At 62.7% G+C, this 23567-nt stretch carries 17 protein-coding genes; 7 read left to right on the forward strand and 10 right to left on the reverse strand.

Annotated features, from left to right (window positions below; genetic code table 11):
- Window positions 1–17 precede the first annotated feature (17 nt).
- From KBY49_RS08450 to tig, 4 genes are all read right to left on the reverse strand, one after another.
- Window positions 18–1931: a DNA polymerase III subunit gamma/tau gene (locus KBY49_RS08450; protein ID WP_254934347.1), complete on the reverse strand. Its 1914-nt coding sequence runs from the start codon at window positions 1929–1931 to the stop codon at window positions 18–20.
- A gap of 28 nt (window positions 1932–1959) precedes the next feature.
- Window positions 1960–3327, reverse strand: coding sequence for an ATP-dependent protease ATP-binding subunit ClpX (clpX, locus tag KBY49_RS08455; protein WP_254934348.1), 1368 nt, complete (start codon window positions 3325–3327; stop codon window positions 1960–1962).
- A gap of 92 nt (window positions 3328–3419) precedes the next feature.
- Window positions 3420–4082 (reverse strand): ATP-dependent Clp endopeptidase proteolytic subunit ClpP, encoded by a 663-nt coding sequence (gene clpP, locus KBY49_RS08460; protein WP_396099678.1) that lies wholly within the window; start codon window positions 4080–4082, stop codon window positions 3420–3422.
- Window positions 4079–5479 carry a trigger factor gene (gene tig, locus KBY49_RS08465; protein ID WP_254934349.1) on the reverse strand — a complete coding sequence of 467 codons (1401 nt, stop codon included), beginning with the start codon at window positions 5477–5479 and terminating at the stop codon, window positions 4079–4081. The genes clpP and tig overlap by 4 nt, the downstream gene beginning before the upstream one ends.
- A gap of 203 nt (window positions 5480–5682) precedes the next feature.
- On the opposite strand from tig, the gene KBY49_RS08470 reads away from it, so the two are divergent.
- From KBY49_RS08470 to KBY49_RS08480, 3 genes are all read left to right on the forward strand, one after another.
- Window positions 5683–6759, forward strand: a complete 1077-nt coding sequence (locus tag KBY49_RS08470) for an aspartate-semialdehyde dehydrogenase (RefSeq protein WP_254934350.1) — start codon at window positions 5683–5685, stop codon at window positions 6757–6759.
- On the forward strand, window positions 6756–7670 hold the full coding sequence (gene dapA / locus KBY49_RS08475; RefSeq protein ID WP_254934351.1) for a 4-hydroxy-tetrahydrodipicolinate synthase: 915 nt from the start codon (window positions 6756–6758) through the stop codon (window positions 7668–7670). Before KBY49_RS08470 ends, dapA begins: the two co-directional genes overlap by 4 nt.
- Window positions 7671–7751: 81 nt before the next feature.
- Window positions 7752–9785: a ribonuclease J gene (locus KBY49_RS08480; RefSeq protein ID WP_254934352.1), complete on the forward strand. Its 2034-nt coding sequence runs from the start codon at window positions 7752–7754 to the stop codon at window positions 9783–9785.
- Here KBY49_RS08480 and KBY49_RS08485 read toward each other — a convergent pair.
- Both KBY49_RS08485 and tilS read right to left on the reverse strand, forming a co-directional pair.
- On the reverse strand, window positions 9782–10195 hold the full coding sequence (locus KBY49_RS08485) for a hypothetical protein (RefSeq protein WP_254934353.1): 414 nt from the start codon (window positions 10193–10195) through the stop codon (window positions 9782–9784). The genes KBY49_RS08480 and KBY49_RS08485 overlap by 4 nt on opposite strands.
- A 64-nt stretch (window positions 10196–10259) precedes the next feature.
- Window positions 10260–11282, reverse strand: a complete 1023-nt coding sequence (tilS, locus tag KBY49_RS08490; protein WP_254934354.1) for a tRNA lysidine(34) synthetase TilS — start codon at window positions 11280–11282, stop codon at window positions 10260–10262.
- A gap of 110 nt (window positions 11283–11392) precedes the next feature.
- Between tilS and KBY49_RS08495 the strand changes: the two genes are divergently transcribed.
- From KBY49_RS08495 to KBY49_RS08505, 3 genes are all read left to right on the forward strand, one after another.
- Complete coding sequence (locus KBY49_RS08495; protein ID WP_254934355.1) at window positions 11393–12163, forward strand: DUF561 domain-containing protein; 771 nt, start codon at window positions 11393–11395, stop codon at window positions 12161–12163.
- 11 nt (window positions 12164–12174) lie between these two features.
- A complete protein-coding gene (gene uvrB / locus KBY49_RS08500) occupies window positions 12175–14181 on the forward strand; it encodes an excinuclease ABC subunit UvrB (RefSeq protein ID WP_254934356.1) in 2007 nt (668 codons plus the stop codon).
- 140 nt (window positions 14182–14321) lie between these two features.
- Entirely contained in the window at window positions 14322–15875 is a 1554-nt protein-coding gene (locus KBY49_RS08505; protein ID WP_254934357.1) for an alpha/beta fold hydrolase, read from the forward strand.
- A 10-nt stretch (window positions 15876–15885) separates the two neighbouring features.
- Here the strand turns inward: KBY49_RS08505 and KBY49_RS08510 are convergent, their stop codons facing one another.
- Genes KBY49_RS08510 through KBY49_RS08520 form a run of 3 tightly spaced genes read right to left on the reverse strand, consistent with a single transcriptional unit; the run spans window position 15886 to window position 19559 of the window.
- Window positions 15886–17724: an aspartate kinase gene (locus KBY49_RS08510; RefSeq protein WP_254934358.1), complete on the reverse strand. Its 1839-nt coding sequence runs from the start codon at window positions 17722–17724 to the stop codon at window positions 15886–15888.
- A gap of 30 nt (window positions 17725–17754) precedes the next feature.
- Window positions 17755–18762 (reverse strand): DNA polymerase III subunit delta, encoded by a 1008-nt coding sequence (gene holA / locus KBY49_RS08515; protein ID WP_254934359.1) that lies wholly within the window; start codon window positions 18760–18762, stop codon window positions 17755–17757.
- Between the two features lie 11 nt (window positions 18763–18773).
- Complete coding sequence (locus KBY49_RS08520) at window positions 18774–19559, reverse strand: type II toxin-antitoxin system Phd/YefM family antitoxin (protein ID WP_254934360.1); 786 nt, start codon at window positions 19557–19559, stop codon at window positions 18774–18776.
- 301 nt (window positions 19560–19860) lie between these two features.
- Between KBY49_RS08520 and KBY49_RS08525 the strand changes: the two genes are divergently transcribed.
- The gene (locus tag KBY49_RS08525; protein WP_396099799.1) at window positions 19861–20535 is read left to right on the forward strand and encodes a precorrin-8X methylmutase; all 675 of its coding nucleotides are present in this window, start codon (window positions 19861–19863) and stop codon (window positions 20533–20535) included.
- Window positions 20536–20553: 18 nt separating this feature from the next.
- Here KBY49_RS08525 and mutS read toward each other — a convergent pair whose 3' ends face one another.
- Window positions 20554–23394: a DNA mismatch repair protein MutS gene (mutS, locus tag KBY49_RS08530; RefSeq protein ID WP_254934644.1), complete on the reverse strand. Its 2841-nt coding sequence runs from the start codon at window positions 23392–23394 to the stop codon at window positions 20554–20556.
- Window positions 23395–23567: the final 173 nt, after the last annotated feature.

Raw genomic sequence — 23567 nt, forward strand, 5'->3', positions numbered from 1 at the left:
GAGTTTTTGGCCTTGGCTTAGGCGGCGTCGATGTCAGCCGGTTCGTCTGGCCCTTCCAAGCCCCCATCCAGCTCAATCACTTCGCCGTTGAAGAAATCCGCCAGGCGCTTGGCTTTTTCATCGAGGGGTGCTTGCTGACGGGTTTCCAGGGGACGGGCTTCCAGGGGAGCTGGGGCCTGCTGAATTGGGCTCTGCGTAACTGGGGCCTGCTGAATGGGCGCTGGGTTGGTTGCCGCAGTGGTGGTTGTAGCAGTGGTGGTGGGCCCTGGGCGGGGAACCACCGGCACTGGTGCTGGGATTGCCTGGACGGCCGCCCGGGCCACTGGCGCCGCTGGGATTACCGGTAGAGCTGGTGCTGATGGTTGGGCTTGGGGAACTTCGCCGCCACTTTCCAGCGTCAACTGGCGGGGGTTGCCGAGGGCCTGGGTCATGGCCTTTTCCAGCAGGGGCAGCCGGCTTTGGACCATGGCCATCCAATTGCCCGCCACGCTGACCACGGCCCGTTTGCCATCCAGCCGCACCAACTGGGCTTGCTGGGATAGGAGCATTCGGGTCGAGGGCAGCTCCAGCCCCGCCAACACCTGCTGCCAGAGCTCCGGCAGGTTGGCGGTGTTGGGTTCAACTGTGCCCACTTCAGGCGGGCTTTCCCCAGGTGGACTCTGCCCAGCAATTGGGGCTGGGGGAGTTGCGGGGGCGGTGGGAGCGGCAGGGGCAGCTGCAGGGGTAGTAGCAGCGGTGGGTGTCGTTGGTGCGGTCTGGGCGAGCGGGGTTTGGTGGGGTGCTTGGGGAGCCTGGGGGGCAACTTTTGCCGGCATGGCCGGGGCGGCTACCTGGGCTTCTGCCAGCAGACCCAGCAGCAGCACCTCCAGCCAAAGCCTGGGGTTGACGCTGTGGCGCAGTTGTTGCTCGCTGCCCTTGAGCTGGGCCTGCCAGTGGAGCAACTTGGCCTTGCCAATGCGGCGGGCCAGTTCGGGCAGTTCGCTGCGGAATTGGGGTGAAACGCTCGTCAACTCGAGCCGATCTGGGGCCGTGCCAGCCAGCACCAAATCCCTCAACAGGCTGGCCAGCCCCTGGAGCACAGCCCCGGGTTCACGGCCCCTTTCCAGCAGTTCTCGGCTGGCCTCCAGCAGGGTCAGGGGTTCGCTGGCGGCCATGGCACTGGCGAGATTCAGCAATTCCTGCTCCGGCACCACCCCCAGCAGTTCCCAAACCGCCGCCGCCTCAATCGGGCTAGGCAGGAGGCTCAGCTGGTCGAGCAGGCTTTCGGCGTCGCGCAGCCCCCCTTGGGCCCGCTGGGCCACCACGTAAAGGGCTTCGGCCGTGATGCCGATCTGTTCCTGTTCGGCGATCCAGCCGAGGTGCTGCTCGAGGGCCGCCATGGGGATCCGGCGGAAATCAAAGCGCTGGCAGCGACTCAGGATCGTGGGCAGCACCCGCTGGGGGTCGGTGGTGGCCAGCACAAAGACCACCCGCGGCGGCGGTTCCTCAAGGGTTTTGAGCAGGGCGTTGAAGGCTGCGGTCGAGAGCATGTGGCACTCGTCGATCACATACACCTTCCAGCGGGCCTGAACCGGCGCAAAGCGGGAGCGCTCGATCAGTTCGCGGATGTTGTCGACGCCGGTGTTGGAGGCGGCATCAATTTCGATCACATCCAGGGCCTGGCCTGATGCAATCGATTTGCAGAGTTCACAGGTGCCGCAGGGCTCTGGCGTGGGCCCGTCTGAACCGATGCAGTTCAGCGAGCGGGCCAGAATTCTGGCGCTGGAGGTCTTGCCGGTGCCCCGGGGGCCACTGAACAGGTAGGCCGGCGCGATTCGGTTTTGGCGCAGGGCATTGCCCAGGGTGGCCGCAATCGCCTCCTGGCCCACCAGCTGGTCAAAACGCTGGGGCCGGTATTTGTGGTGGAGCGGCTGGTATGCCGTAGGACGCACCGGAACTGAACCCGCAGGTTACCGGCGATTAGGCCGATTCTTGCCGCTCCAGTTCCAGCGAGCTGGGATGGGTCAACACCTGGGCCTTGCTGCGTTGGTCCACCAGATCTCGGGTGATGGTGAAGCTCTTGACGTCCTTGCGGGAGGGCAGGTCGTACATCAAATCGAGCATCAGCTCCTCCACGATGCCGCGCAGGGCCCGGGCGCCGGTTTTGCGCCGATGGGCCTCGATGGCGATGGCCTCAATGGCGCCAGTTTCAAATTCCAGGCGCACATTGTCCATGCTCAGCAGGGTCTGGAACTGCTTGACCAGGGCATCGCGGGGTTCGGTGAGAATCGATTCCAGGGCCTGGGTGTCTAGGGGCTCCAGCACCGCACTGACCGGCAGGCGACCAATGAACTCGGGGATCAGGCCATAGCGCACCAGATCGTCGGGCTCCAGGTTGCGCAACACATCGGCGGCGTGTTTGTTCTTGGCGCTGCGGGGCCTGCTGCTGCCATCGGCGCTGATGAAGCCGATCGAGTTGCGGCCCATCCGTTTTTGCACCAGGTCCTCGAGGCCCACAAAGGCACCGCCACAGATGAACAAAATCTGGCTGGTGTCGATCTGGATGCAGTCCTGGTAGGGGTGCTTGCGGCCGCCCTGGGGGGGCACATTGGCCACGGTGCCTTCCAGCATCTTCAGCAGGGCCTGCTGGACCCCTTCCCCTGAAACATCACGGGTGATGGATGGGTTTTCGCTCTTGCGGGCGATCTTGTCGATTTCGTCGATGTAGATGATTCCCCGCTGGGCTTGCTCCACATCCATGTCGGCCTTTTGGAGCAGGCGCAGCAGGATGTTTTCCACGTCTTCGCCCACGTAACCCGCTTCCGTGAGGGTGGTGGCATCGGCCACCGCGAAGGGCACGTCGAGCATTTCGGCCAGGGTTTGGGCCAGCAGGGTTTTGCCGCAGCCCGTCGGACCGATCAACAGGATGTTGGACTTGTGCAGCCGGGTCGCCGTTTGGTCGGTTTCCCCCTTGCCATCCCCCTGCCAGGCCAGGCGTTTGTAGTGGTTATAGACCGCAACGGAGAGGCTTTTCTTGGCCTCCTCCTGACCTACCACCTGGCGGTCAAGGAAGGCCTTAATAGCTTGGGGTTTGGGCACTTCGGCCAGGGTTGGAGCCGGCTTGGAAACTTTCTTGGTGGGGGCCTTGCTGCGGCCCTGTTCCGCCTGGGTGCGGCCGCTGGAGCCGGTGTTTGCTTGGCCGTCTACCAACTCCTCATCCAGGATCTCGTTGCAGAGATCGATGCATTCATCGCAGATATAAACCCCAGGGCCCGCAATCAATTTGCGCACCTGTTCCTGCGATTTGCCGCAGAACGAGCATTTCAGGTGGGCGTCAAATTTGGCCATCGGCGGGGGCTGCGGGGCAGGTGAGCCAGGAGATCAGGATCGTTGTGATCAGGATCGACCCAAACCTGGGGTTCGTCAGCCGTCCTTAACGATCAAACCGGAGAGGTGTCGGTCACCACTTGGTCGATCAGGCCGTATTCAACCGCTTCTGCCGGAGAAAGGAAGTAGTCGCGGTCGGTGTCATCTGCAATTTTGTCCAGGGGTTGGCCGGTGTGCTCCGCCATCAGCCCATTAAGGGTGTCTTTTAGGTAGAGGATTTCCTTGGCCTGGATTTCGATGTCAACGGCCTGGCCCTGGGCCCCGCCAAGGGGCTGGTGGATCATGATCCGGGCGTTGGGCAGGGCCAGGCGCTTGCCCTTTGTGCCTCCTGAAAGCAGGAAGGCGCCCATGCTGGCCGCCAGGCCGTAGCAGATGGTCACCACGTCAGGGGCGACCTGCTGCATGGTGTCGTAGATCGCCAGCCCGGCGGTTACAGAGCCACCGGGTGAGTTGATGTAGATCTGGATGTCCTTCTCGGGATCTTCAGCCTCGAGAAAAAGCAGCTGGGCCACCACGGCATCGGCCACGGCGTCGTCGATGCCGGTGCCCATAAAGATGATCCGCTCGCGCAGCAGGCGCGAATAGATATCAAAGGCCCGGTCACCCTTGCCCGATTGCTCCACCACCGTGGGCAGGATCCCCGGGCTACCACTGGGACTCCAGTGGTTGTGGATCGGATGGTGGCGCAGTGCCGTGGGCGAGTTGGCTTCGATCACGCGCTGATGCTTGGTTGTGACTCCAATCTATTGGCGGGAGCCTTTTCGGTGATGGTGCTGTTGGCTTCCAGCCAATCCAGCAATTTCTCCTGCAGCAGGTCGTCGGCCACGGCCAGCCTCAGGCGCTCAGGGTCGATGTTGCCCTCCTTGCTGATGCCGCGGCTGACCTCCTTGATCTTGGCCTCCAGATCCTTGGCATCCACCTCGATTTTTTCGGCGCTGGCCAGGGCCTTGAGGGCCAAGCTGCGCTTGAGACGCTGCTCAGCCTCGGGGCGGGAGGTGTCCATCAGGCTGCGCACCAGGTCGGGGGTGAACAGTTTTTTCACATCCATGCCCTGCTGGGCAATTTGGCCAGCGGTTTGTTCGATCAGGTTGCGGATTTCTTGCTGCACCAGGGTCTCGGGCAGCTCCACCTCCAGCTCCTCCACCAGGGCGTTGAGCAGGGCGTCGTGGCGGTTGGTCTTGGCGCGGCGCTCGCTGTCGTCCTTGAGGCGGGCCTCCAGGTCGGTGCGCAGTTCGGCCAGGCTGGCCTTGTCGCTGGCCTGTTGGGCAAAGGCGTCGTCGAGGGCTGGCAGTTCCCGGGCCTTGAGTTCCTTGAGGCTGATCTCAAAGCTGGCCTTGCGGCCGGCCGACTCCTCCTGGGGGTAGCTCTCGGGGAATTCGCATTCGATTGTTTTGTTGTCGCCAATCGCCATGCCGATTACCCCCTCCACGAAGCCAGGGATCATCCGGCCTTCCTCCAGCTCCACTTCCATGGCGTCGCTGCTGCCACCGCTGATGGCTTCTTTCGTATCTAAATAAGTGCCGCTGAAGCTGAGCACCGCCACGTCGGCGGCCTGGGCGGGCCTGCCCTCCACGGGCACCAGGGCCGCCATTTGTTTGCGGGATTGCTCGATCAGTTCATCAACTTTGGCAGGGTCGTAGTTAACGCCTTCGGCCTCGGCCTTAAGCCCCTTGGTGGTCTTCAGCTTGGGTGTGGGCTCGACATCGAGCTCCAGGGTGATGGTGAGGTCGCTGCCGGGGGCAAAGCGCTCCAATACCACATCAAATCCTTCGCTCAGCTCGGGCCGGCCGATCGCTGCCACGGTTTCCTGTGCGAGGGCATCGCGGCACGCCTCATCCACCAGGTCTTCCAGGGCGGTGGCCCGAATCCGCAGGGGGCCGATTTGCTGCAGCAGCACCGCCTTGGGCACCTTGCCCTGGCGAAAACCTGGCAACTTGACGCTGCGGCTCAATTTTGCGACTGCCGCCTCGTAGCTGGCCTGGCTGCGCTCACCCGGAATCGCCACTTCAAGGGCCATGCGGCTGCCCGGACGGGAGCTGGCCTTCACCTTCAAACTGGCAGTTTTGGCCAAACTGGCAGTCTTGGCGGTGGATTTGGCGGCAGCAGGGCTCATGGGCATAGGTAGTCAGCCCCCGATCCTAGAAAGTGACCGTTCCACCCCTTTGACCAGCCTGGGCTCGGCTAAGGTTTGCTTGGCGCAGAAAGAAGGCAATAGGTACCAATTAGCTGTTGAAACGGGCAAGATGCAAAGTCCGTTTTCCATCCAGGTTCCATGGCCCGCCCCTAAACCAAAGCTTTGATTTCCTTTCACTCCCCTTGACCGCCGCCCAGACCGCCCCTTCCCCCCTATCCACAACCCTGCCTAAGCGACCCCTGCGGGTGGCCATCCTTGGTGCCACCGGTGCGGTGGGCCAGGAGTTGTTGGAGCTGCTGGCAGAGCGCAGCTTTCCCGTGGCGGAATTGATTCCCCTGGCCTCTCCACGCTCGGCCGGCCAAAAGCTGGCCTGGCAGGGCCAGGAGTTCACCCTGCAGGTGGCCGACCAGGCCCTATTTGTGGGGGTTGATCTGGTGCTGGCCTCCGCTGGTGGGGCGGCCTCCAAGCAGTGGGCCCCGATTGCGGCCCAGGCCGGTGCCGTGGTGATCGACAACTCCAGTGCCTTTCGGATGGATCCGGCGGTGCCCCTGGTGGTGCCTGAGGTGAACCCGGAGGCCGCCTTTGGCCACGGCGGCATCATTGCCAACCCCAACTGCACGACAATCCTGCTCACCTTGGCCCTGGCGCCCCTTGCCGCCAGGCGGGCGATCCGGCGAGTGGTGGTGAGTACCTATCAGTCGGCCAGTGGGGCTGGAGCAAGGGCAATGGAGGAGCTGCGCAGCCTTAGCCGCACCGTGCTCGATGGCGGTGAACCGATCAGCACAGTGCTGCCCCATTCCCTGGCCTTCAACCTGTTTCTGCACAACTCGCCCCTGCAGCCCAATGGCTACTGCGAGGAGGAGCTCAAGATGCTCCATGAAACCCGCAAGATCATGGGGCTGCCCGAATTGCGGCTATCGGCCACCTGCGTGCGGGTGCCGGTGCTGCGGGCCCATTCGGAAGCAGTAAATATTGAATTTGAGGAGCCCTTCCCGGTTTCAGAAGCTCGGGCCCTATTGGCCCAGGCCCCGGGTGTCGAGTTGCGCGATGACTTCGAAGCCAACCGCTTTCCGATGCCCACCGACGTGACCGGCCGCGATCCGGTGGCCGTGGGTCGGATCCGCCAGGACCTCAGTGACCCCAATGCCCTGGAGCTCTGGCTCTGCGGCGACCAGATCCGCAAGGGTGCGGCCCTAAACGCCATCCAAATTGCCGAACTGTTGATCGCAGGGCCGCCAGCCGCCGGAGGTGTCGCTTGAGTAGCGCCAGCCAACAGCCCTGGCTAAACGCCCCCTTTGGCCGGGTAGTCACCGCCATGGTGACCCCCTTCGCTGCCGATGGATCCCTGGATCTCGATTTGGCGGCCCGGCTGGCTGTCCATTTGGTCGACAACGGTTCCGATGGCCTGGTGCTTTGCGGCACCACTGGCGAATCGCCCACCCTCAGCTGGCAGGAGCAACACGAGCTGTTTGCCGCTGTGAAGGGGGCCGTGGGCAGTCGGGCCAAGTTGGTGGCGGGCAGCGGCAGCAACTGCACCGCAGAGGCGGTGGAGGCCACCCAGAAGGCGGCTTCCCTGGGGGCCGATGGTGCCCTGGTGGTGGTGCCCTACTACAACAAGCCTCCCCAGGCAGGCCTGGAGGCCCATTTCCGAGCCATCGCCGAGGCAGCCCCTGGCTTGTCGCTGATGCTCTACAACATTCCTGGCCGCACCGGCGCCAGCCTGGCCCCAGAAACGACCGCCCGCCTGCTCGACTGTCCCAATGTGGTCAGCTTCAAGGCAGCCAGCGGCACCACCGAGGAAGTGAGCGCCTTGCGGGCCCTCTGTGGCGATCGCCTGGCGATTTACAGCGGTGATGACGCCCTCACCCTGCCGATGCTGGCCGTGGGTGCCGTCGGTGTGGTCAGCGTGGCCAGCCACCTGGTGGGGCCCCAGATCAGCGCCATGGTTGCTGCCTTTTTCGCCGGCGACCTGGCTGGCGCCCTAGCCCTGCATGAGCAGTTGCTGCCCCTGGGCAAGGCCCTGTTTTGTACTACCAACCCGATCCCTGTGAAAGCAGCCCTCGAGCTCAGTGGCTGGCCGGTGGGTGCCCCCCGTCTTCCCTTGATTTCTGCCGAAGCCGACGTGAGAAAACGACTGACCTCCACCCTGGCCGCCCTGCGTCCCACATGACGCCAAGGCTGTTGTCCTGACTGTCTTTCGACGGTCTGTTTTTTAAAGCTCCGAGATTTTTCCCTTTTTTACCCCCCCTTCATGACCAGTTCCAACGCCATCACCAAGAAACCTGCCCTAAGGGTCATTCCCCTCGGCGGCCTGCATGAGATCGGCAAGAACACCTGTGTGTTCGAGTACGGCGACGACATCATGCTGGTGGATGCCGGCCTGGCTTTCCCCAGTGATGGCATGCACGGCGTAAACGTCGTGATGCCCGACACCAGCTACCTGCGCGAGAACCAGAAGCGCATTCGCGGCATGATCGTGACCCACGGTCACGAAGATCACATCGGTGGCATTGCCCACCACCTCAAGAACTTCAGCATCCCCGTGATCCATGGGCCCCGCCTGGCCCTGGCGATGCTCACCGGAAAAATGGAGGAGGCCGGTGTGATGGATCGCACCATCCTCCAAACCGTCGCACCCCGCGATGTGGTGAAGGTGGGCCAGCACTTTTCCGTGGAGTTCATCCGCAACACCCACTCGATGGCCGACAGCTTCTCGCTGGCCATCACCACCCCAGTGGGAACGGTGATCTTCACCGGTGACTTCAAGTTCGACCACACCCCGGTCGATGGCGAATACTTCGACATGGCCCGCCTGGCCCATTACGGCGAACAGGGGGTGCTGTGCCTGTTCTCCGACTCCACCAACTCGGAAGTACCTGGCTTCTGCCCGCCGGAGCGCTCGGTGTTCCCCTGCCTGGATCGCCACATCTCCCAGGCTGAGGGCCGGGTGATCATCACCACCTTTGCCAGCTCGATCCATCGCGTGGCGATGATCCTCGAGTTGGCGCTTAAGAACGGCCGCAAGGTGGGCCTCTTGGGCCGCTCAATGCTCAACGTGATCGCCAAGGCACGGGAGTTGGGTTACATGCGTGCCCCTGACGACCTATTTGTGCCGATCAAGCAGATCCGGGACCTGCCCGACCGCGAGACCCTGTTGCTAATGACCGGCAGCCAGGGTGAACCGCTGGCGGCCCTGAGCCGGATTTCCCGTGGCGAGCACCCCCAGGTGCAGGTGAAATCCACCGACACGATCATCTTCTCGGCCAGCCCGATCCCCGGGAACACCATCTCGGTGGTGAACACGATCGATCGCCTGATGATGCTCGGCGCCAAGGTTGTCTATGGCAAGGGCGAGGGCATCCACGTTTCAGGCCATGGCTTCCAGGAAGACCAGAAGTTGATGCTGGCCCTCACCAAGCCCAAGTACTTCGTGCCGGTGCACGGCGAGCACCGCATGCTCGTGGCCCACAGCAAAACCGCCCAATCCCTGGGCGTGCCTGCAGACAACATCCTGATCATCGACAACGGCGATGTGGTCGAGCTCAGCCCCGATTCGATCACCAAGGGCGATCCGGTTAAGGCCGGTATTGAGCTGCTTGATGCATCCCGCAACGGCATCGTTGACGCCAGGGTGCTCAAGGAGCGCCAGCAACTGGCGGAAGATGGCGTGATCACCCTGTTGGCGGTGATCAGCACCGATGGCGTGATGGCCGCCCCGCCCCGGGTGAACCTGCGGGGTGTGGTCACCAGCGCCGATGCCCGCAAGCTCTCGCTCTGGGCCGAGCGGGAAATTGGCTGGGTGCTCGAAAATCGCTGGAGCCAGCTTTGCCGCAACACCGGTGGCAAGGCCCCCGATGTGGATTGGGTGGGAGTCCAACGGGAAGTGGAGGTGGGCCTCCAACGCCGGTTGCGGCGTGAGCTGCAAGTGGAGCCTTTGATTATTTGTCTGGTGCAGCCTGCCCCCGCCGGCACCCCGGCCTACAAGGGCCGTGCCGATGCTGAGCCCGATAGCCGCCCCGCACCCCGGGGTCGCGGCGGCAGGGATGGCGGCCGCGATGCGGTTCGCGATGACAACGGCCGGCCCGCCGCACCCCAAAGGCAAGCGGCTTCAGCAACTTCAGATGCTGTCCCCCTTTCCAACGGTGCAGCTGCCACTGCCGTGATTGCTCCGCCTGCCCCTGTGGTGGTGGCGGCTCCTGTGGTGGCCAAACAGGCACCAGAGCCCGAACCCGAGCTCGAGCCCGCCGGTCGCATCCGGCGCCGCCGCTCAGCTGCAGCTGGTTAATTGGGGAGCTGTTGCTGCGGGGGGTTGGCCTCAATCACCACCCGCAGTAGCCCCTTTGCCAACTCGTCTGTTTCGTTTGGATTTGGCTGGCTAATTGGGGCCAGGCCATCTGCTTTTGGAACTGGCATGGCTTTTTGGCAGTCGCTTAGGCCGGCTGTGGCGATCTCCCGCCAAAGGCTGGCTTGTTCGCCACTGGAGCTGGCTAAAACCTGGTCGTAGAAATCGGCTGCGCCAGCAGGATCCTGGCTGCCATAGAGCCGGCTGTGACCCATCAGCAGCAGGAGCCTTGGGCGCCAACTGGCCAGATCTTTTTCCTGCAGCCACTCCCCAACAGAGGCCTCAAGCTCGGCCCATTGGCCCGAGCTGTAGAGCTTCTCCAACTGGGCATAGCGCTGCTGGTTGATCTCCACGAAGGGCTGCTCCTCGCTGGTGCCGGAGGGATTATGGGATTAATTAAAACCATGACTAGGGGGTTTAGGCAGGTCCTGGAGGCGCCAGGTCCAGCTGCTCCCGGTTCCAGGCCAATTGCCAGCCCCCCTGCAAATCCAGTTGGCCTGGCCCCCGCCCTGGCGCGAGGCGAAGCACCAGCTCGCTGAGCTGGGAAGCGCTCAGGCCATGGCCGCTATGGCTTTCCAGCCAATGTTGCAACAGCTGGCGCTGGGTGGCTGGTGCCAGTTGGGTGAGCTGCCGGCGCAGCAGGGCAATGCCTGTGGGGGCCCGCAGGCTGGCTAGGGCCAGCCCAACCAACTCCGTTGTGCAGATTTGCTCTTCCGCGATTCGCTCGCCTAGGGCACTGATCCGTTGGCTGGCGCCTGGGTGGAGCGCTTCGAGCACGGGCAACACCTGGCTGCGAATTCGATTGCGGCTCAGGGTTAGATCGTCATTGGAGGGATCTAACCAGATCGGCAGGGCCAGCTCCTGGCAGATGCGTGCTGTGTCTTGCCGCGAAAAGTGCAGCAGCGGTCTCACCAGGCAAATCCTGGCCGCGTTGGGGTTGGCTTGGCCCTGGGCTTGGGCTGGCACCAGCTCCCTGCACCAGCCCAGGCTGGCCAGGCCGCGGCGATGACTGCCCCTGGAGGCGTGCATCAGCAGGGTTTCGGCCCGATCGCTGGCGGTGTGGGCCGTCAGCACATGGCCGCATCTCCAGGCCTGGGCGCGCCTGGCCAGGCAGCCGTAGCGCCAGTTGCGGGCTGCGGATTCATTTAGCTGGGGTGCGGCCCAGCCATCGATTTCGAGGGGCAGCCCTTGCCCTTGGGCCCAGAGGGCCAATTCGGCTGCAACTTCCCTTGATTGGGGCCGCCAGCGATGGTCGCCATGCCAAAGGCCCAGCTCCCAGCCATGGAGACGCCTGAGGTCTTGCAGTAGGGCGGTTAGGGCCATCGAATCCTGGCCGCCGGAAACGGCCACCAGTAGCCGGGCCCCCTGGGGCAAGAGCTTGGGGCGGCGCAGCAAGAGCCGGTGCAGACGCAGGTGATCGGGGCTCCAGCGGGCGCTCATCGCTCCAGGGTGGCCGGATCGGGAATGCTTTCCATCATCGATGCATCTTTGCCGGCAGTTTTGATTAACCCCATCCAATGGGAGAATCAATTCATTAATGCAGGCCTTCCATGTCGCGCTTTGATCGCCTCTCCAGCCAGTTGCAAGCCGCCCTGGCTGAGCGCCGCCTGCTCAAGGTGATTGCCGGCCTCACCAATTTTGAGGCCTCTTCTGTGCAGCGGATTAGCCGGGCGGCAGGGCTTGGTGGGGCAGACCTGATCGACGTGGCCTGTGACCCCGAGCTGGTTCGTTTGGCTGCGGCTGAGAGTGGCCTGCCGATCTGCGTGTCAGCGGTGGATCCCGAGCTATTCCCTGCAGCGGTGGCTGCTGGCGCTGCCCTGGTGGAAATCGGCAATTACGACGCCTTCTATCCCCTCGGTCGCATCTTCGATGCCCCAGAGGTGTTGGCCATTACCCGCCGCACCCGGGAGCTCCTGCCCGAAGTGGTGCTCAGCGTGACCGTGCCCCACGTGCTGCCCCTCGATCAGCAGGAGCAGTTGGCGATCGACCTGATCCAGGCCGGTGCCGACATCATCCAAACGGAGGGCGGCACCAGTGCCAAACCCTTCAGCGCCGGCAGCCTGGGCCTGATTGAGAAGGCAGCCCCCACCTTGGCGGCATCCCATGCCATTAGTTCTGCCCTGCGGGCCGCCGATCTGGCCAATCCGGTGCTCTGTGCTTCCGGCCTCTCGGCTGTCACGGCACCGATGGCGATTGCCTCCGGCGCTGCTGGCGTGGGCGTGGGTTCGGCGGTGAACCGCCTCCAGGATGAATTGGCGATGCTGGCGGTGGTGCGTGGGCTGCGGGAATCCCTGCCTCGCATGGTGGCTGTGGCCCCATGAGAATGGGGGCCATGGTCCCCTTCCAACTCCACGCCCCCTACGAGCCCAAGGGCGACCAGCCCAGCGCCATTAAGGCGATGGTTGCTGGCGTCAATCAAGGCGAGCGCTACCAAACGCTTTTGGGTGCAACGGGCACTGGCAAGACCTTTTCGATTGCCAATGTGATCGCCCAAACCGGGCGCCCCACCTTGGTCTTGGCCCACAACAAAACCCTGGCGGCCCAGCTCTGCAATGAGCTGCGGGAATTTTTCCCAAACAATGCCGTTGAATATTTTATTTCCTACTACGACTACTACCAGCCCGAGGCCTATGTGCCCGTCTCGGACACCTATATCGCTAAAACAGCTTCAATCAACGAAGAAATAGACATGCTGCGCCACTCGGCGACGCGGTCGTTATTTGAGCGTAAGGATGTGATTGTGGTGGCCTCAATCAGTTGTATATACGGCTTAGGAATTCCTTCGGAATACCTAAAAGCTGCGGTCAAATTTGAGGTGGGATCCACCCTAAATCTGCGGGGCTCCCTCAGGGATTTAGTCAATAATCAATACTCTCGCAATGATCTGGAGATCACTCGGGGCCGTTTTCGGGTGCGGGGGGATGTGCTCGAGATTGGCCCGGCCTATGAAGATCGGCTGGTGCGCATTGAGCTCTTTGGCGATGAGGTTGAGGCGATTCGCTACGTGGACCCCACCACCGGCGAAATTCTGCAGAGTATGGATGCCATCAATATTTACCCGGCCAAGCACTTTGTGACCCCCAAGGAGCGGCTGGGTGATGCCATTAAGGCGATCCGCTCAGAGCTCAAGGCGCGCCTAGAACTGCTCCAGGGCCAGGGGCGCCTGCTGGAGGCCCAACGACTGGAGCAGCGCACCACCTACGACCTCGAAATGTTGGAACAGGTGGGCTATTGCAATGGGGTTGAAAACTACGCCCGCCATTTGACGGGCAGGGAAGCTGGCACGCCACCGGAATGTTTGATTGATTATTTCCCTAAGGATTGGCTTTTGGTGGTGGATGAAAGCCATGTCACCTGCTCCCAATTGCAGGCGATGTACAACGGCGACCAATCCCGCAAGGGGGTGCTGATTGAGCACGGTTTCCGTTTACCCAGTGCGGCGGATAATCGGCCCTTAAAAGGTGATGAATTTTGGCAAAAAGCTGGTCAGACAATCTTTGTGAGCGCTACCCCTGGTAATTGGGAGATGGCGCAGAGTAAGGGCCAGATAGTGGAGCAGGTGATTAGGCCCACCGGGGTGCTGGATCCGATTGTGGAGGTGCGCCCCACCGATGGCCAGGTCGACGACCTGCTCGGTGAAATCCGTGAGCGCTCTGATAGGCAGGAGCGGGTTTTGGTGACGACCCTGACCAAGCGCATGGCGGAAGACCTCACCGACTACCTGGCGGAAAATGGGGTGAGGGTGCGTTACTTGCACTCTGAAATTCATTCACTGGAGCGAATTGAGATTATTCAGGATCTACGCAATGGTGAATACGACGTGCTGGTGGGTGTGAACCTGCTGCGTGAAGGCCTGGACTTGCCCGAGGTTTCGCTGGTGGCGATTCTGGATGCGGATAAGGAAGGTTTTCTGCGGGCCGAACGCTCCCTAATCCAAACGATTGGCCGTGCTGCCCGCCACGTTGATGGCAAGGCCCTGCTCTATGGCGACAACCTCACCGATTCGATGGCCAAGGCGATTTCAGAAACGGAGCGCCGCCGGGCAATTCAGCATGCCTACAACGTCAAGCACGGCATCACCCCAAGCCCAGCGGGCAAGCGGGCGGGCAATTCAATTTTGTCGTTTTTGGAGGTTTCCCGCCGCCTCAACGACGAGCAGATTGAGCCAGTGGTCGATAAGGCCGAATACAACCTGGTGCCCCTGGATGCCCTGCCCGAGCTAATCCAACAGTTGGAGGAGAAGATGAAGGCTGCCGCCAAGAATCTAGAGTTTGAGGATGCGGCGAATCTGCGCGACAAAATCAAAACACTGCGCCAAAAATTAGTTGGCAAGTGCTAAAATTGGGAGATAAGTTCTTTCGGCATGGCGGCACCGCAGTGCAAAAACTTGATCGCAAACTCAGTCGCAAGCTTAATCGCAAACCGAATCGCCTTTCGGCCGCCTGTTCGGCAGGAGCTTTGCTTGCCTTGCCGGGTCTATTGGCAGCGCTTGCGATTGCTCCCCTGGCAAGGCCCGGGCGGGCCGTTGAGAGGGTTGATTTGGTGGCTCCATTTTCAGGGGAGACCCACTCAATTGCCCTTTCGGAATTGGCCGATCCCAAGGCGTTGCTTGCGGGTAAAAGCGATCTTGCCGATTTAGATCGGGCCCTAGATGGCTCGATTGGCAGGCAGTTGATTCAGGTTCTCCACAATCCCCTGCCCCTCAGTGAGGGTGCTTTTGATAAGGATTCAGGTTCGCCCCTGTTGCAGCAGGTGATTTTGGTGCTTTCCTCCCTGGGGGAGCTGGAAGGTTTTAAGACTAAGGATATTTCAGCGGATGTGTTGGCAAATGTTATTGACAAGGCATCAGTAGACGGTAAGATTACATTTTATTCCCTGCTACAGGCGCTGCCGGGCCAGGCAATTCGCATCAATTTGCCCCTGGTTGTGCGGGCGATAAACCGCAATGCCCAGCAGCGGGAGCTCACCAATAAATTGTTGGCAAGCCTGCCTTCTGTGGCGGCTGCACCCGGGTTCAGCAAGCCTGGGCCTGCATCCGTGGAGCGCCGGGAGTTGGAACTGGTGGTTAGCCATCGATCTGTTCCGCTCTCTTTAGTGGTGATCCAGCCGACTAAATCTCCCAATGGCAGGTTGGTGGTGATTTCCCACGGGCTCTGGGATTCACCGAAGAACTTTGAGGGTTGGGCTCGCCACCTGGCCAGCTATGGCTACACCGTGGTGCTGCCCGAACATCCCGGCAGTGATCAGGATCAGCAACGGGCCATGCTCGCCGGCGAATCGCCGCCCCCCACGCCCCAGGAGTTGCGCCTGCGGCCGATGGATGTGAGCGCGGTGCTCGATGCAATTCAGGGGGGGAAACTGCCTGGCTTGAATGGGGTTCAGGTGAAATCCACCGTGGTGGTGGGCCACTCCTGGGGGGCAATCACTGCCCTGCAATTGGCTGGCGGGCGTTCTAGGGCAGAGCCCTTGCAAAAGAACTGTGGTGATCTAACCGGCTCCGATCGCAACTTCAGCTGGATCCTCCAGTGCAGCTTTGTCTCCGTGGCTGATTCGCCTTCCCAGGCGGATCCACGGGTCACATCGGTGATTGCGGTGAGCCCCCCCATTGGCTTGTTGTTTGATCCGGATGCGGCCAAGGAGATCCAGGCCCGGGTGTTGCTAGTTAGCGGCAGCAAGGATTGGGTGGTGCCGCCCGATCCAGAGGCCCTGGCAGTCTTTTCCCAGTCTCCGGCCCTTGGTCATCGCCTGGTGCTAGTACAAGGTGGCGATCATTTCAACCTGCGGGCTCCGGCCGCCAAGAGTTCTTCCACCACTGGCCCGAAGACCAGCACCCCATCCCAACCAACCAAGCTGCCCGTGTTGGCGCCCCTGATTTTGGCTTGGGTCAATGGCACCTTTGCCGCCGGCTCCCAGGCTGCCCCCGCTCCAGGTGCCCCCAGCCTGTTGCCGGCTTCCGGCTGGGGCCGTGATGGCATGGTGCTGGTGGATGTCAGTCCCCAGCTGGCAGGAGCTAACCAGCCAGCCACCAAATAGGCAGGATCTACTAGGCGGTTTGCTCGAGGGGTGATTCAGAGCCCTTGGCGTGGTGCTGGATTGCCCCACCTAGGCCAAAGGCTTCATGCACTGCCTGGAGGGCCCTAACGCCGTCGGCCTCTGGCACCACACAACTGGTGCGAATTTCGCTTGTGGCGATTAGCTCGATGTTGATTTTTTCTGCAGCCAGGGCCTTAAACATCTTGGCGGCCGTACCTGGAGTGCAGGGCATTCCCGCTCCGACGGCACTGATCCTGGCGATAGCTGCCCCCGGCTCAAAGCGGGCACCGGGCCATTGCTTGAGAAGGGCCTTGAGGGCAACTTCGGCTCGGCTCAGATCTTCCTTGCGTAGGGTGAAGCTCATGTCGCGGCTGAGTTGCTCGCCGCTGCCATGGGTGCGTTCCGATTGAACAATCGCATCGAGGCTGATTTGTGCATCGGCCATGGCTCGGCAAACGGCTGCTGCAGTGCCAGGCCGATCCGGTAGCCGCCGCACTGCGACCTGGGCCTGGTCACGATCGAGGGCCACGCCGCGCACGGCCGGTTCACCCAACTTGGAGGGGGCGGGGTTGTGGCGCAATTGGTTTTCGCCCAGCTCAAATACTTCAGCTGCTGCGCGCAGCGCCTTCTGCCCCTGATGGCCGGCCACCAGGCAGCTCACCTTCACCTCACTGGTGGCAATTAGGCGCAGGTTGATGCCACTTTTGGCCAGGGTGTCGAATAGGCGCGCCGCCACGCCAGGGCGACCAAGAATGCCGGCTCCGGAGATGCTCAATTTGGCCAGCCCCGACTCAGCGCTCAGTTGGGCGCCCCCCTCTTCCGGATCAGCACCCAAGGCCGCCAACACTTCCCGGCACACCAACTGGGCCCGGTCCAATTGATCTGCGGCCAGGGTGAAGGCAATGTCGTTGGTGCTGCCTTCGTGGGTGGCCTGCACTATCAGGTCCACATTCAGCCCAGCGCTGCCGAGGGCTTCAAACAGTTGGGCCGCCACCCCGGGGCTATCGGGTACATGGGCCAGGGCGATTAGGGCCTGGTTGCTCTCCAGCTCTGCCCCATCGACGGGTTTGGTCAGCTCCAGGCCCCCATGACCCAGGGGCTGGCGGCGGTTGCTGGTGAGCAGGGTGCCGGGCCCTTCGCCCCAGCTGGAACGCACCACCAGGGGCACGCCGTAGTTGCGGGCAATCTCCACGGCGCGGGGATGGAGCACCGCCGCCCCCAGGCTGGCTAGCTCCAGCATTTCGTCGCAACTCACCTGCTCCATCAATTGGGCATCTGCCACCTTGCGCGGATCGGTGGTCAGCACCCCGGGCACATCGGTATAGATCTCGCAGGCGCTGGCCCCAAGAGCTGCAGCCAGGGCCACCGCTGAGGTGTCGGAGCCGCCCCGGCCCAGGGTGGTGATTTCGGGGGTGCCTGCAGCTCCCGAGCTGGTGCCCTGGAATCCGGCCACCACCACCACCTGACCATCGGCCAGTAGCCGCTGAATTCGCTCGGTGCGGATCTCGAGAATGCGGGCCCGACCATGGGCAGATTCGGTGATGATCCCTGCCTGGGTACCGGTCATCGATACCGCCGGCACCCCCTCGCGATGGAGGGCCATCGCCAAAAGGGCAATCGAGACCTGTTCGCCGGTGGCGAGCAGCATGTCCATCTCCCGTTGGGGAGGATTGGGGTTGATGGCGGCTGCTAGTCCGGTGAGCTCGTCGGTGGTGTGGCCCATGGCGGAGACCACCACCACCAGGTCGTTGCCCTGATCGCGGCAGCGGACGATGCGTTTAGCCACCGCCTGGATACGCGCCGCATCGGCCACCGAGGTGCCCCCGAACTTCTGAACCAGCAGGGCCATGGGTGGCTGCGTGCGCGCAGTAAGGGCTGATTATTGCTGGCTGCCAGGGTCAGATTGGCGGGAGCCGGCCAGTAAAAAGCCATCGCGGAAGGCATCGCCCCCGTCGGTGCCCCGCTTCAGGGCTGCCTCCACATCCAGCACCTGGCCCAGGAGTTGGAGAAAAAGCTTGGCTGGCTTGGCTCGAATTTGCTTGCGCATCACGTAGATGCGTTTGGGGTTGCCGATGCCTGCTGCCTTGGCAATTACGGCCACGTCCTGTTCCCCGGCCTTTTCCAGCAGGCTCACCCAGAGCCAGCCTCGGATTTGGCTCGATAGGGCAGCCACGATTCGCAGGGCAGGTTCATTGGCCTCCAGCAGGGCATCCACCAGGGCAATGGCCTTGGCCGGTTGGCCAGCCAGCAGGGCATCGCCCACCGCCAGACTGTTGGTGGCTTGGCTGCCGATTAGGGCTGCTACCGCTTCTGCTTTGATGCTTTTGCCATTGGCATAGAGCGAGAGTTTTTCCAGCTCGCTTGCTAGGCGGGCGCTATCGCTGCCGATTGCCTCGGAAAGGGCTTCAGCGGCTTCTGGCTCGATTGATAGGCCAAGCTCCCTGGCCGTGCGTTGCACCAACTCCACCTGGCCGGCCCCATCCCAAATGGCCGGCAATGGGAAGGATTTTTCGAAAGCTTCCCCAGACTTAATCAGTTTTTGCAAGCTTTTGGTGGTGCGCAACCGGGCATCGGGCTTGCCGGGATTGACCAAAACCAGGTGGCATTGCTCGGCCACGAGCTCCAAATTTGCCTCCCACTGCTCGGCCAGTTCTGTCGGACATTGGTTGCAAAAGGGGCTGCGCTGCAGCACCACCACCCGGGCACCTCTGCCAAAGGGGGGCGTGCGGACTTCACCCAGGGCCTGGGCCGCCTGGCCGGCGTCGTTGCCATCGAGGCGACTGAGGTTGATGCTGCTCCAGGCCGGATCCACCAGCTGGGCGATCAGGCCATCGACGGCCCTCTGCCGGGCGGCTTCATCGTCGCCCCAGTAGAGGTGAATCGGCATGGGCTTGGGCCTCAGATCCGCAGGGCGCTCAGCACCGGGTGCTGGCCAGTGTGGGCCAGGGCGGGGTGATCGGTCACCAGCACGGCCGCACCGCTTTGGATGGCCGTGGCCAGCTCGATGGCGCCGATTTCATCGAGCTGTGGTTCCTGGCGGCGCAGACGAACGGCGGCCGCAGCCATGGCCGCATCAGGACTGATCAGTTGCCAGTGGCGACCATCGGCAAAGGCCTGGCTGTAGCGCTGGACCAGGGCTTCATCGCCGCAGGCCAGGGGACCTTCCAGCACGCGCATCAGGCTGACCGTGCTCAACACCCCCAGCCAATAGCCCTGGGCGATCCCTTCGATTAGGGGCCCGAGATATTTGCCAGTGCCCTTGGCATCACAGATGTAGGCCACTAGGGCACTGCCATCGAGGGCCACCTTCGAGCCGCGACGCAGCAGGTGGGGTGCAAAGGCCTGGTCCCGTTGCACGGACTGCACATAGGCCGGGGTTGCGGGTACGGGCCGGGCGGGACGTGGTGAATCGCGGTTCCAGCAGTGACGACCGCTGCCCTGCAGGCCCAAGAGTGATTGGATCTGCCGTTGACGACGGATCGGATCCGCCGGCGGTTGATCGGCGAGGGGTACCAGGGCGGCAACGGGTTTGTGATGTCTTTTGATCAATATCCGTTCCCCGCCTGCGGCGCGGTCAAGCAGCTCCGGTAGGCGACGTCGTGCGGCCTCCACACCGACACTGTCAGCCATTTCAAAGGCTGAGCTTGGTTGGCACTTGGGCTGGGGCTGGGGAGTCGGATTCATGGTGATGGCAGGGCCCAGGGGGGTTTGCTTGGTTTTTGGTTTGAGGTTTTGTTGGGAGGTCTTGTTTTTTGATTTGCTTTTTAGCTTGCTTTTTGGTTTTCCTTTAGGGCTTGGTTGGGTCTTTTTTGAAGCCTATGGAAATTATGTACAGGCTGTACAGCTTATGTAAGGCCTACAGGATGTACAGAATTGGTAAACAGCTTTGAAGTGGCTAGGGCCGTTGTCAGTCCACCGTCTGCCCGATCAATTTTCTGATCAGTTGCCCGATCAGTTACCTGATCCTTCACCGTCACCCCAGGCAGTGGTACCCCAGGCTTTCGACCATCCGATTTTTAGTGAAAGCATCGCCTTGATCCGCTCAGCTTTGGCCCAGGAGCCGGTGGATCTGCTTTCTCCGCTTTCCCCATTGGAAAGTGATGTGCTGCTGCGATTGATCCATAGCAGTGGCGACCTCAGCCTGGCGAATGATCTCCAGTTTTCCCCTGGGGCCTGCGAAGCCGGAGCGGCGGCCCTTTCAGCCGGCGCAGTGATCCTCACCGACACGGCCATGGCGGCGGCGGCGGTGGCTCCAATGGCACGGCGCACCTTCGCTAATCGGGTGGCCAGCGTGCTCGATTGGGCCCCTGCCCAACCCCCAGCCGGCAGCACCAGAACGGCTGCGGGGATGGCGCTGGCCCTGGCGGATCTAGGTCAGGTTCGATTAGGCGGCACTGGCGTTGTTGTGTTGATTGGCAGTGCTCCCACTGCCTTGGAGCGACTGCTGGAGTTGGTGGCAGCTGGGGCCTGTCCGTCGCCGGCCCTGGTGGTGGGCATGCCCGTGGGGTTTGTGGGGGTGGAACAGAGCAAGCGTCACCTGGGCGCCAGTGGCCTAGTGCACCTGGGGCTCGGGGGCTCCAAGGGCGGAGCCGGATTGGTGGCTGCTGCCTGTAATGCCCTGCTGCGCCACGGGTTTTTGGCGGCGGCAGAGCAGGCCTAAAGCAGATCTTGAGCTCGTCTAGGCAACCATTTGCGATTTGGCGTGCCTTTGCGATTTGGCGGGTTGCTGGCTTTCGGGCTGGATTCCCACGGCCACATGGCTGTTGGCCTCGATGCGGCTGAGCACCTGCCGGGCTCGCAGCACCACCGAGGGGGGCACCCCCGCCAGGCGGGCGGCCTCAATGCCGTAGCTGCGGCTGGCTCCACCGGGCACTACCCGGTGCAAGAACAGCAGCTCTTCCCCCGTTTCCTCCACCAGCACCTGGGCGTTGGCCACGTTGGGTAGGAGTGCGGCCAGCTCGTTTAGTTCGTGGTAGTGGGTGGCAAACACACTGCGGGCTCTGAGTTCTGGGCTGGCCAGGTGTTCGGCCACGGCCCAGGCAATCGAGAGGCCATCGAAGGTGGCGGTGCCCCGACCGATCTCATCGAGCAACACCAGGGAGCGTTCGCTGGCGTGGTGAAGGATGTTGGCGGTTTCGGCCATTTCGACCATGAAGGTGGATTGGCCTGCGGCGAGGTCGTCTCCGGCGCCAACCCTGGTGAAAATTCGATCGGCAATGCCGATCCGCGCTGCTTTGGCAGGGATCCAGCTGCCCATTTGGGCCATCAGTTGCAGCAGGCCCGCCTGGCGTAGATAGCAACTTTTGCCGCTGGCATTGGGGCCGGTCAGCACGATCAAATCTGGATGACCTGCGCTACTGATGGGCCCTGAACCCAGGGCCAGGTCGTTGGCGGTGAAGCCTTTCTCCACCAGCAGCTGCTCGACCACCGGGTGGCGACCCCCCTCGATCAGCAGTTCGCGGCCTTCGCTGATTTCGGGGCAGCAGTAGCCCCCGGTGGCGGCCACTTCGGCCAGACAGGTGACCCCATCTAGTTCGGCCACAAGCCGCGCCGCCACCCGAATGGAGCTGGCCTGCTCTCCTACTTGGGCGCGCAGCTGGCCGAACAGTTCGTATTCGCGCTGGGCAGTTCGGGCCTTGAGCTGGAGGATCTTGCCCTCACGGGCCTTGAGATCCGGCGTAACGAAGCGCTCCTCATTGGCCAGGGTTTGGCGCCGCATCCAGTGCTCGGGCACCGAGGCCGCCTTGGCCTTTGAGACCGCCAGGAAGTAGCCAAAGGTGCGGTGGTACTGGAGTTTGAGGGTTGAAATGCCGCTGATTTGGCGCTCCAGGGTTTCCTGCTGACCCAGCCAGGCCTCCTGGTCGTCGAGCTGGTTGCGCAGGCCGTCGAGTTGGGGGTCCACGCCGTCGTGGATTAGGCCGCCTTCGCTTAGGCCCATCGGCGGCGACTCCACCAGGGTGTGGCGCAGCAGGGTCGCGAGGCTGGCGAGCTCGGGCCAGGGTTGGGCCAGGGCCCTTAGCGGCGGACTAACGCTCTTGGCCACCAGGCCAGCCAATGGGGGCAATCGCTCCAGGCCATCGGCCAGGCTCACCAGATCCCGGGCGGACGCGGTGCCAGCACCGGCCCGCCCGGCCAGGCGCTCCAAATCCCCCATGGGCCTAAGCAGCCTGCGCAGCGCCTGGCGCAGCTGCCGGCCCGCCACCAGTTCGCTCACCCCCGCCTGGCGGTTGAGGATTGCTTCGAGGTCGATCAGGGGCGCTTCGATCCAGCGTCTGAGGCAACGGCCACCCATGGCGGTGCAGGTGCGATCGAGGGCCCAGAGCAGGGAGCCGTGGATCTGGCCACCGACCTGGGTTTTGGTGAGCTCCAGGTTGCGGCGGGTTTGGGCATCAATCACCAGTTGATCGCCGGCATGCCAGGTGATTGGCAGATCCAGGGGCACCTGTTGGGCGGGAGTTGCTTCGCCCGAGCTCTGGGTGGCATCGAGGTAGGCCACCAACCCCCCTGCGGCCCTAAGGCCCAGGGGCAATTCACCAAGCCCCAGGCCATCGAGGCTGGCCAGGCCAAAGCGTCCTTTCAAGGTGGCGCTGGCCTCGGGAGTTTCAAACGGAGTCCGGGGTAGGTGGGTGAGGTGCAGGCCTTCCGGGCACCAGGCGGGCTTGCTATTGGCAGCGCCTTGAGCCGCTTCCGCCGGAAGACCCAATTTTTCCGGCCAGAGCACTTCTGCGGCCTCCACCTGCAGCAGCTCCTGGTGCAGCAGGTCTGAGCCTTCCCTTTCCGTTATTCGAAATTCCCCCGTACTCACATCGGCCACGGCCAAACCCCAGCGGCCCCCCAGGCCCTGGGGCGCCAGCACCACGGCGCAAAGCCAGTTGTTGCGGCGGGCGCTGAGCATTTCCTCTTCGAGCACCGTGCCGGGGGTGATTACCCGGGTGATGCCCCGCTTGAGCAGCTCACCTTTGGCTGGGTTTCTGCTGCCGGCTTCTTCGAGCTGATCGCATAGCGCCACGCTGAGGCCGCGGCGCACCAATTCAGCGCAATAGCGCTCAGCTGCATGGTGGGGAATGCCCGCCATCGGCACCCGACCAATCGCCTTGCCCGCTTCCTTGCCGGTGAGGGTTAACTCCAGTAGCCGCGAGAGGGTGATGGCGTCTTCGAAGAAACACTCAAAAAAGTCACCCAGCCGATAGAGCAACACCCGCTCCGGATGGGCTGCCTTGAGCTCCACGTAGTGGCGCAGCATCGGCGTGAGTTGTTCTGCTTGCACCAGGCCGTGGTGGTGCCAGGGGGGCAGGTCGTTGGTGCTGGTCTCGGCGGGAATGGCTTCTTCTGAAGGGAGCTCTTGGCTGGGTTTTTGTAGAGGCTTTGGATGTGGTCTCTGGCGCGGTCTCTCACGGGGCCTTTGGGCTGCATCTCTGAGCAGTGCCTGCTCATCCAGCTCTGGAATCGAATTTGGGGGGGGCGGGCTGCCGGGTTGTTTGCCGGGTGGCTCCGGTTCGCCAAACAGGCTGCCCTGCATGGCCAGCTCAGGCTGCTGCTCGACTGGCGCGGCCACGGCTGGAGAACTTGGAGGGGGCTGAAGCTTAGGTGAGTTGCCCTGTTGTCACCGATGGTTCCTTGCCAGCCCCACAACTTGTGAAGCATCCGCAGCACCGGTCGCCTATGGCCTTGCCCCCATGTGAGAATCCTGCC

Origin of the sequence: Cyanobium sp. WAJ14-Wanaka, from assembly GCF_024345375.1 — a bacterium.
Classification (GTDB): Bacteria; Cyanobacteriota; Cyanobacteriia; order PCC-6307; family Cyanobiaceae; genus Cyanobium_A.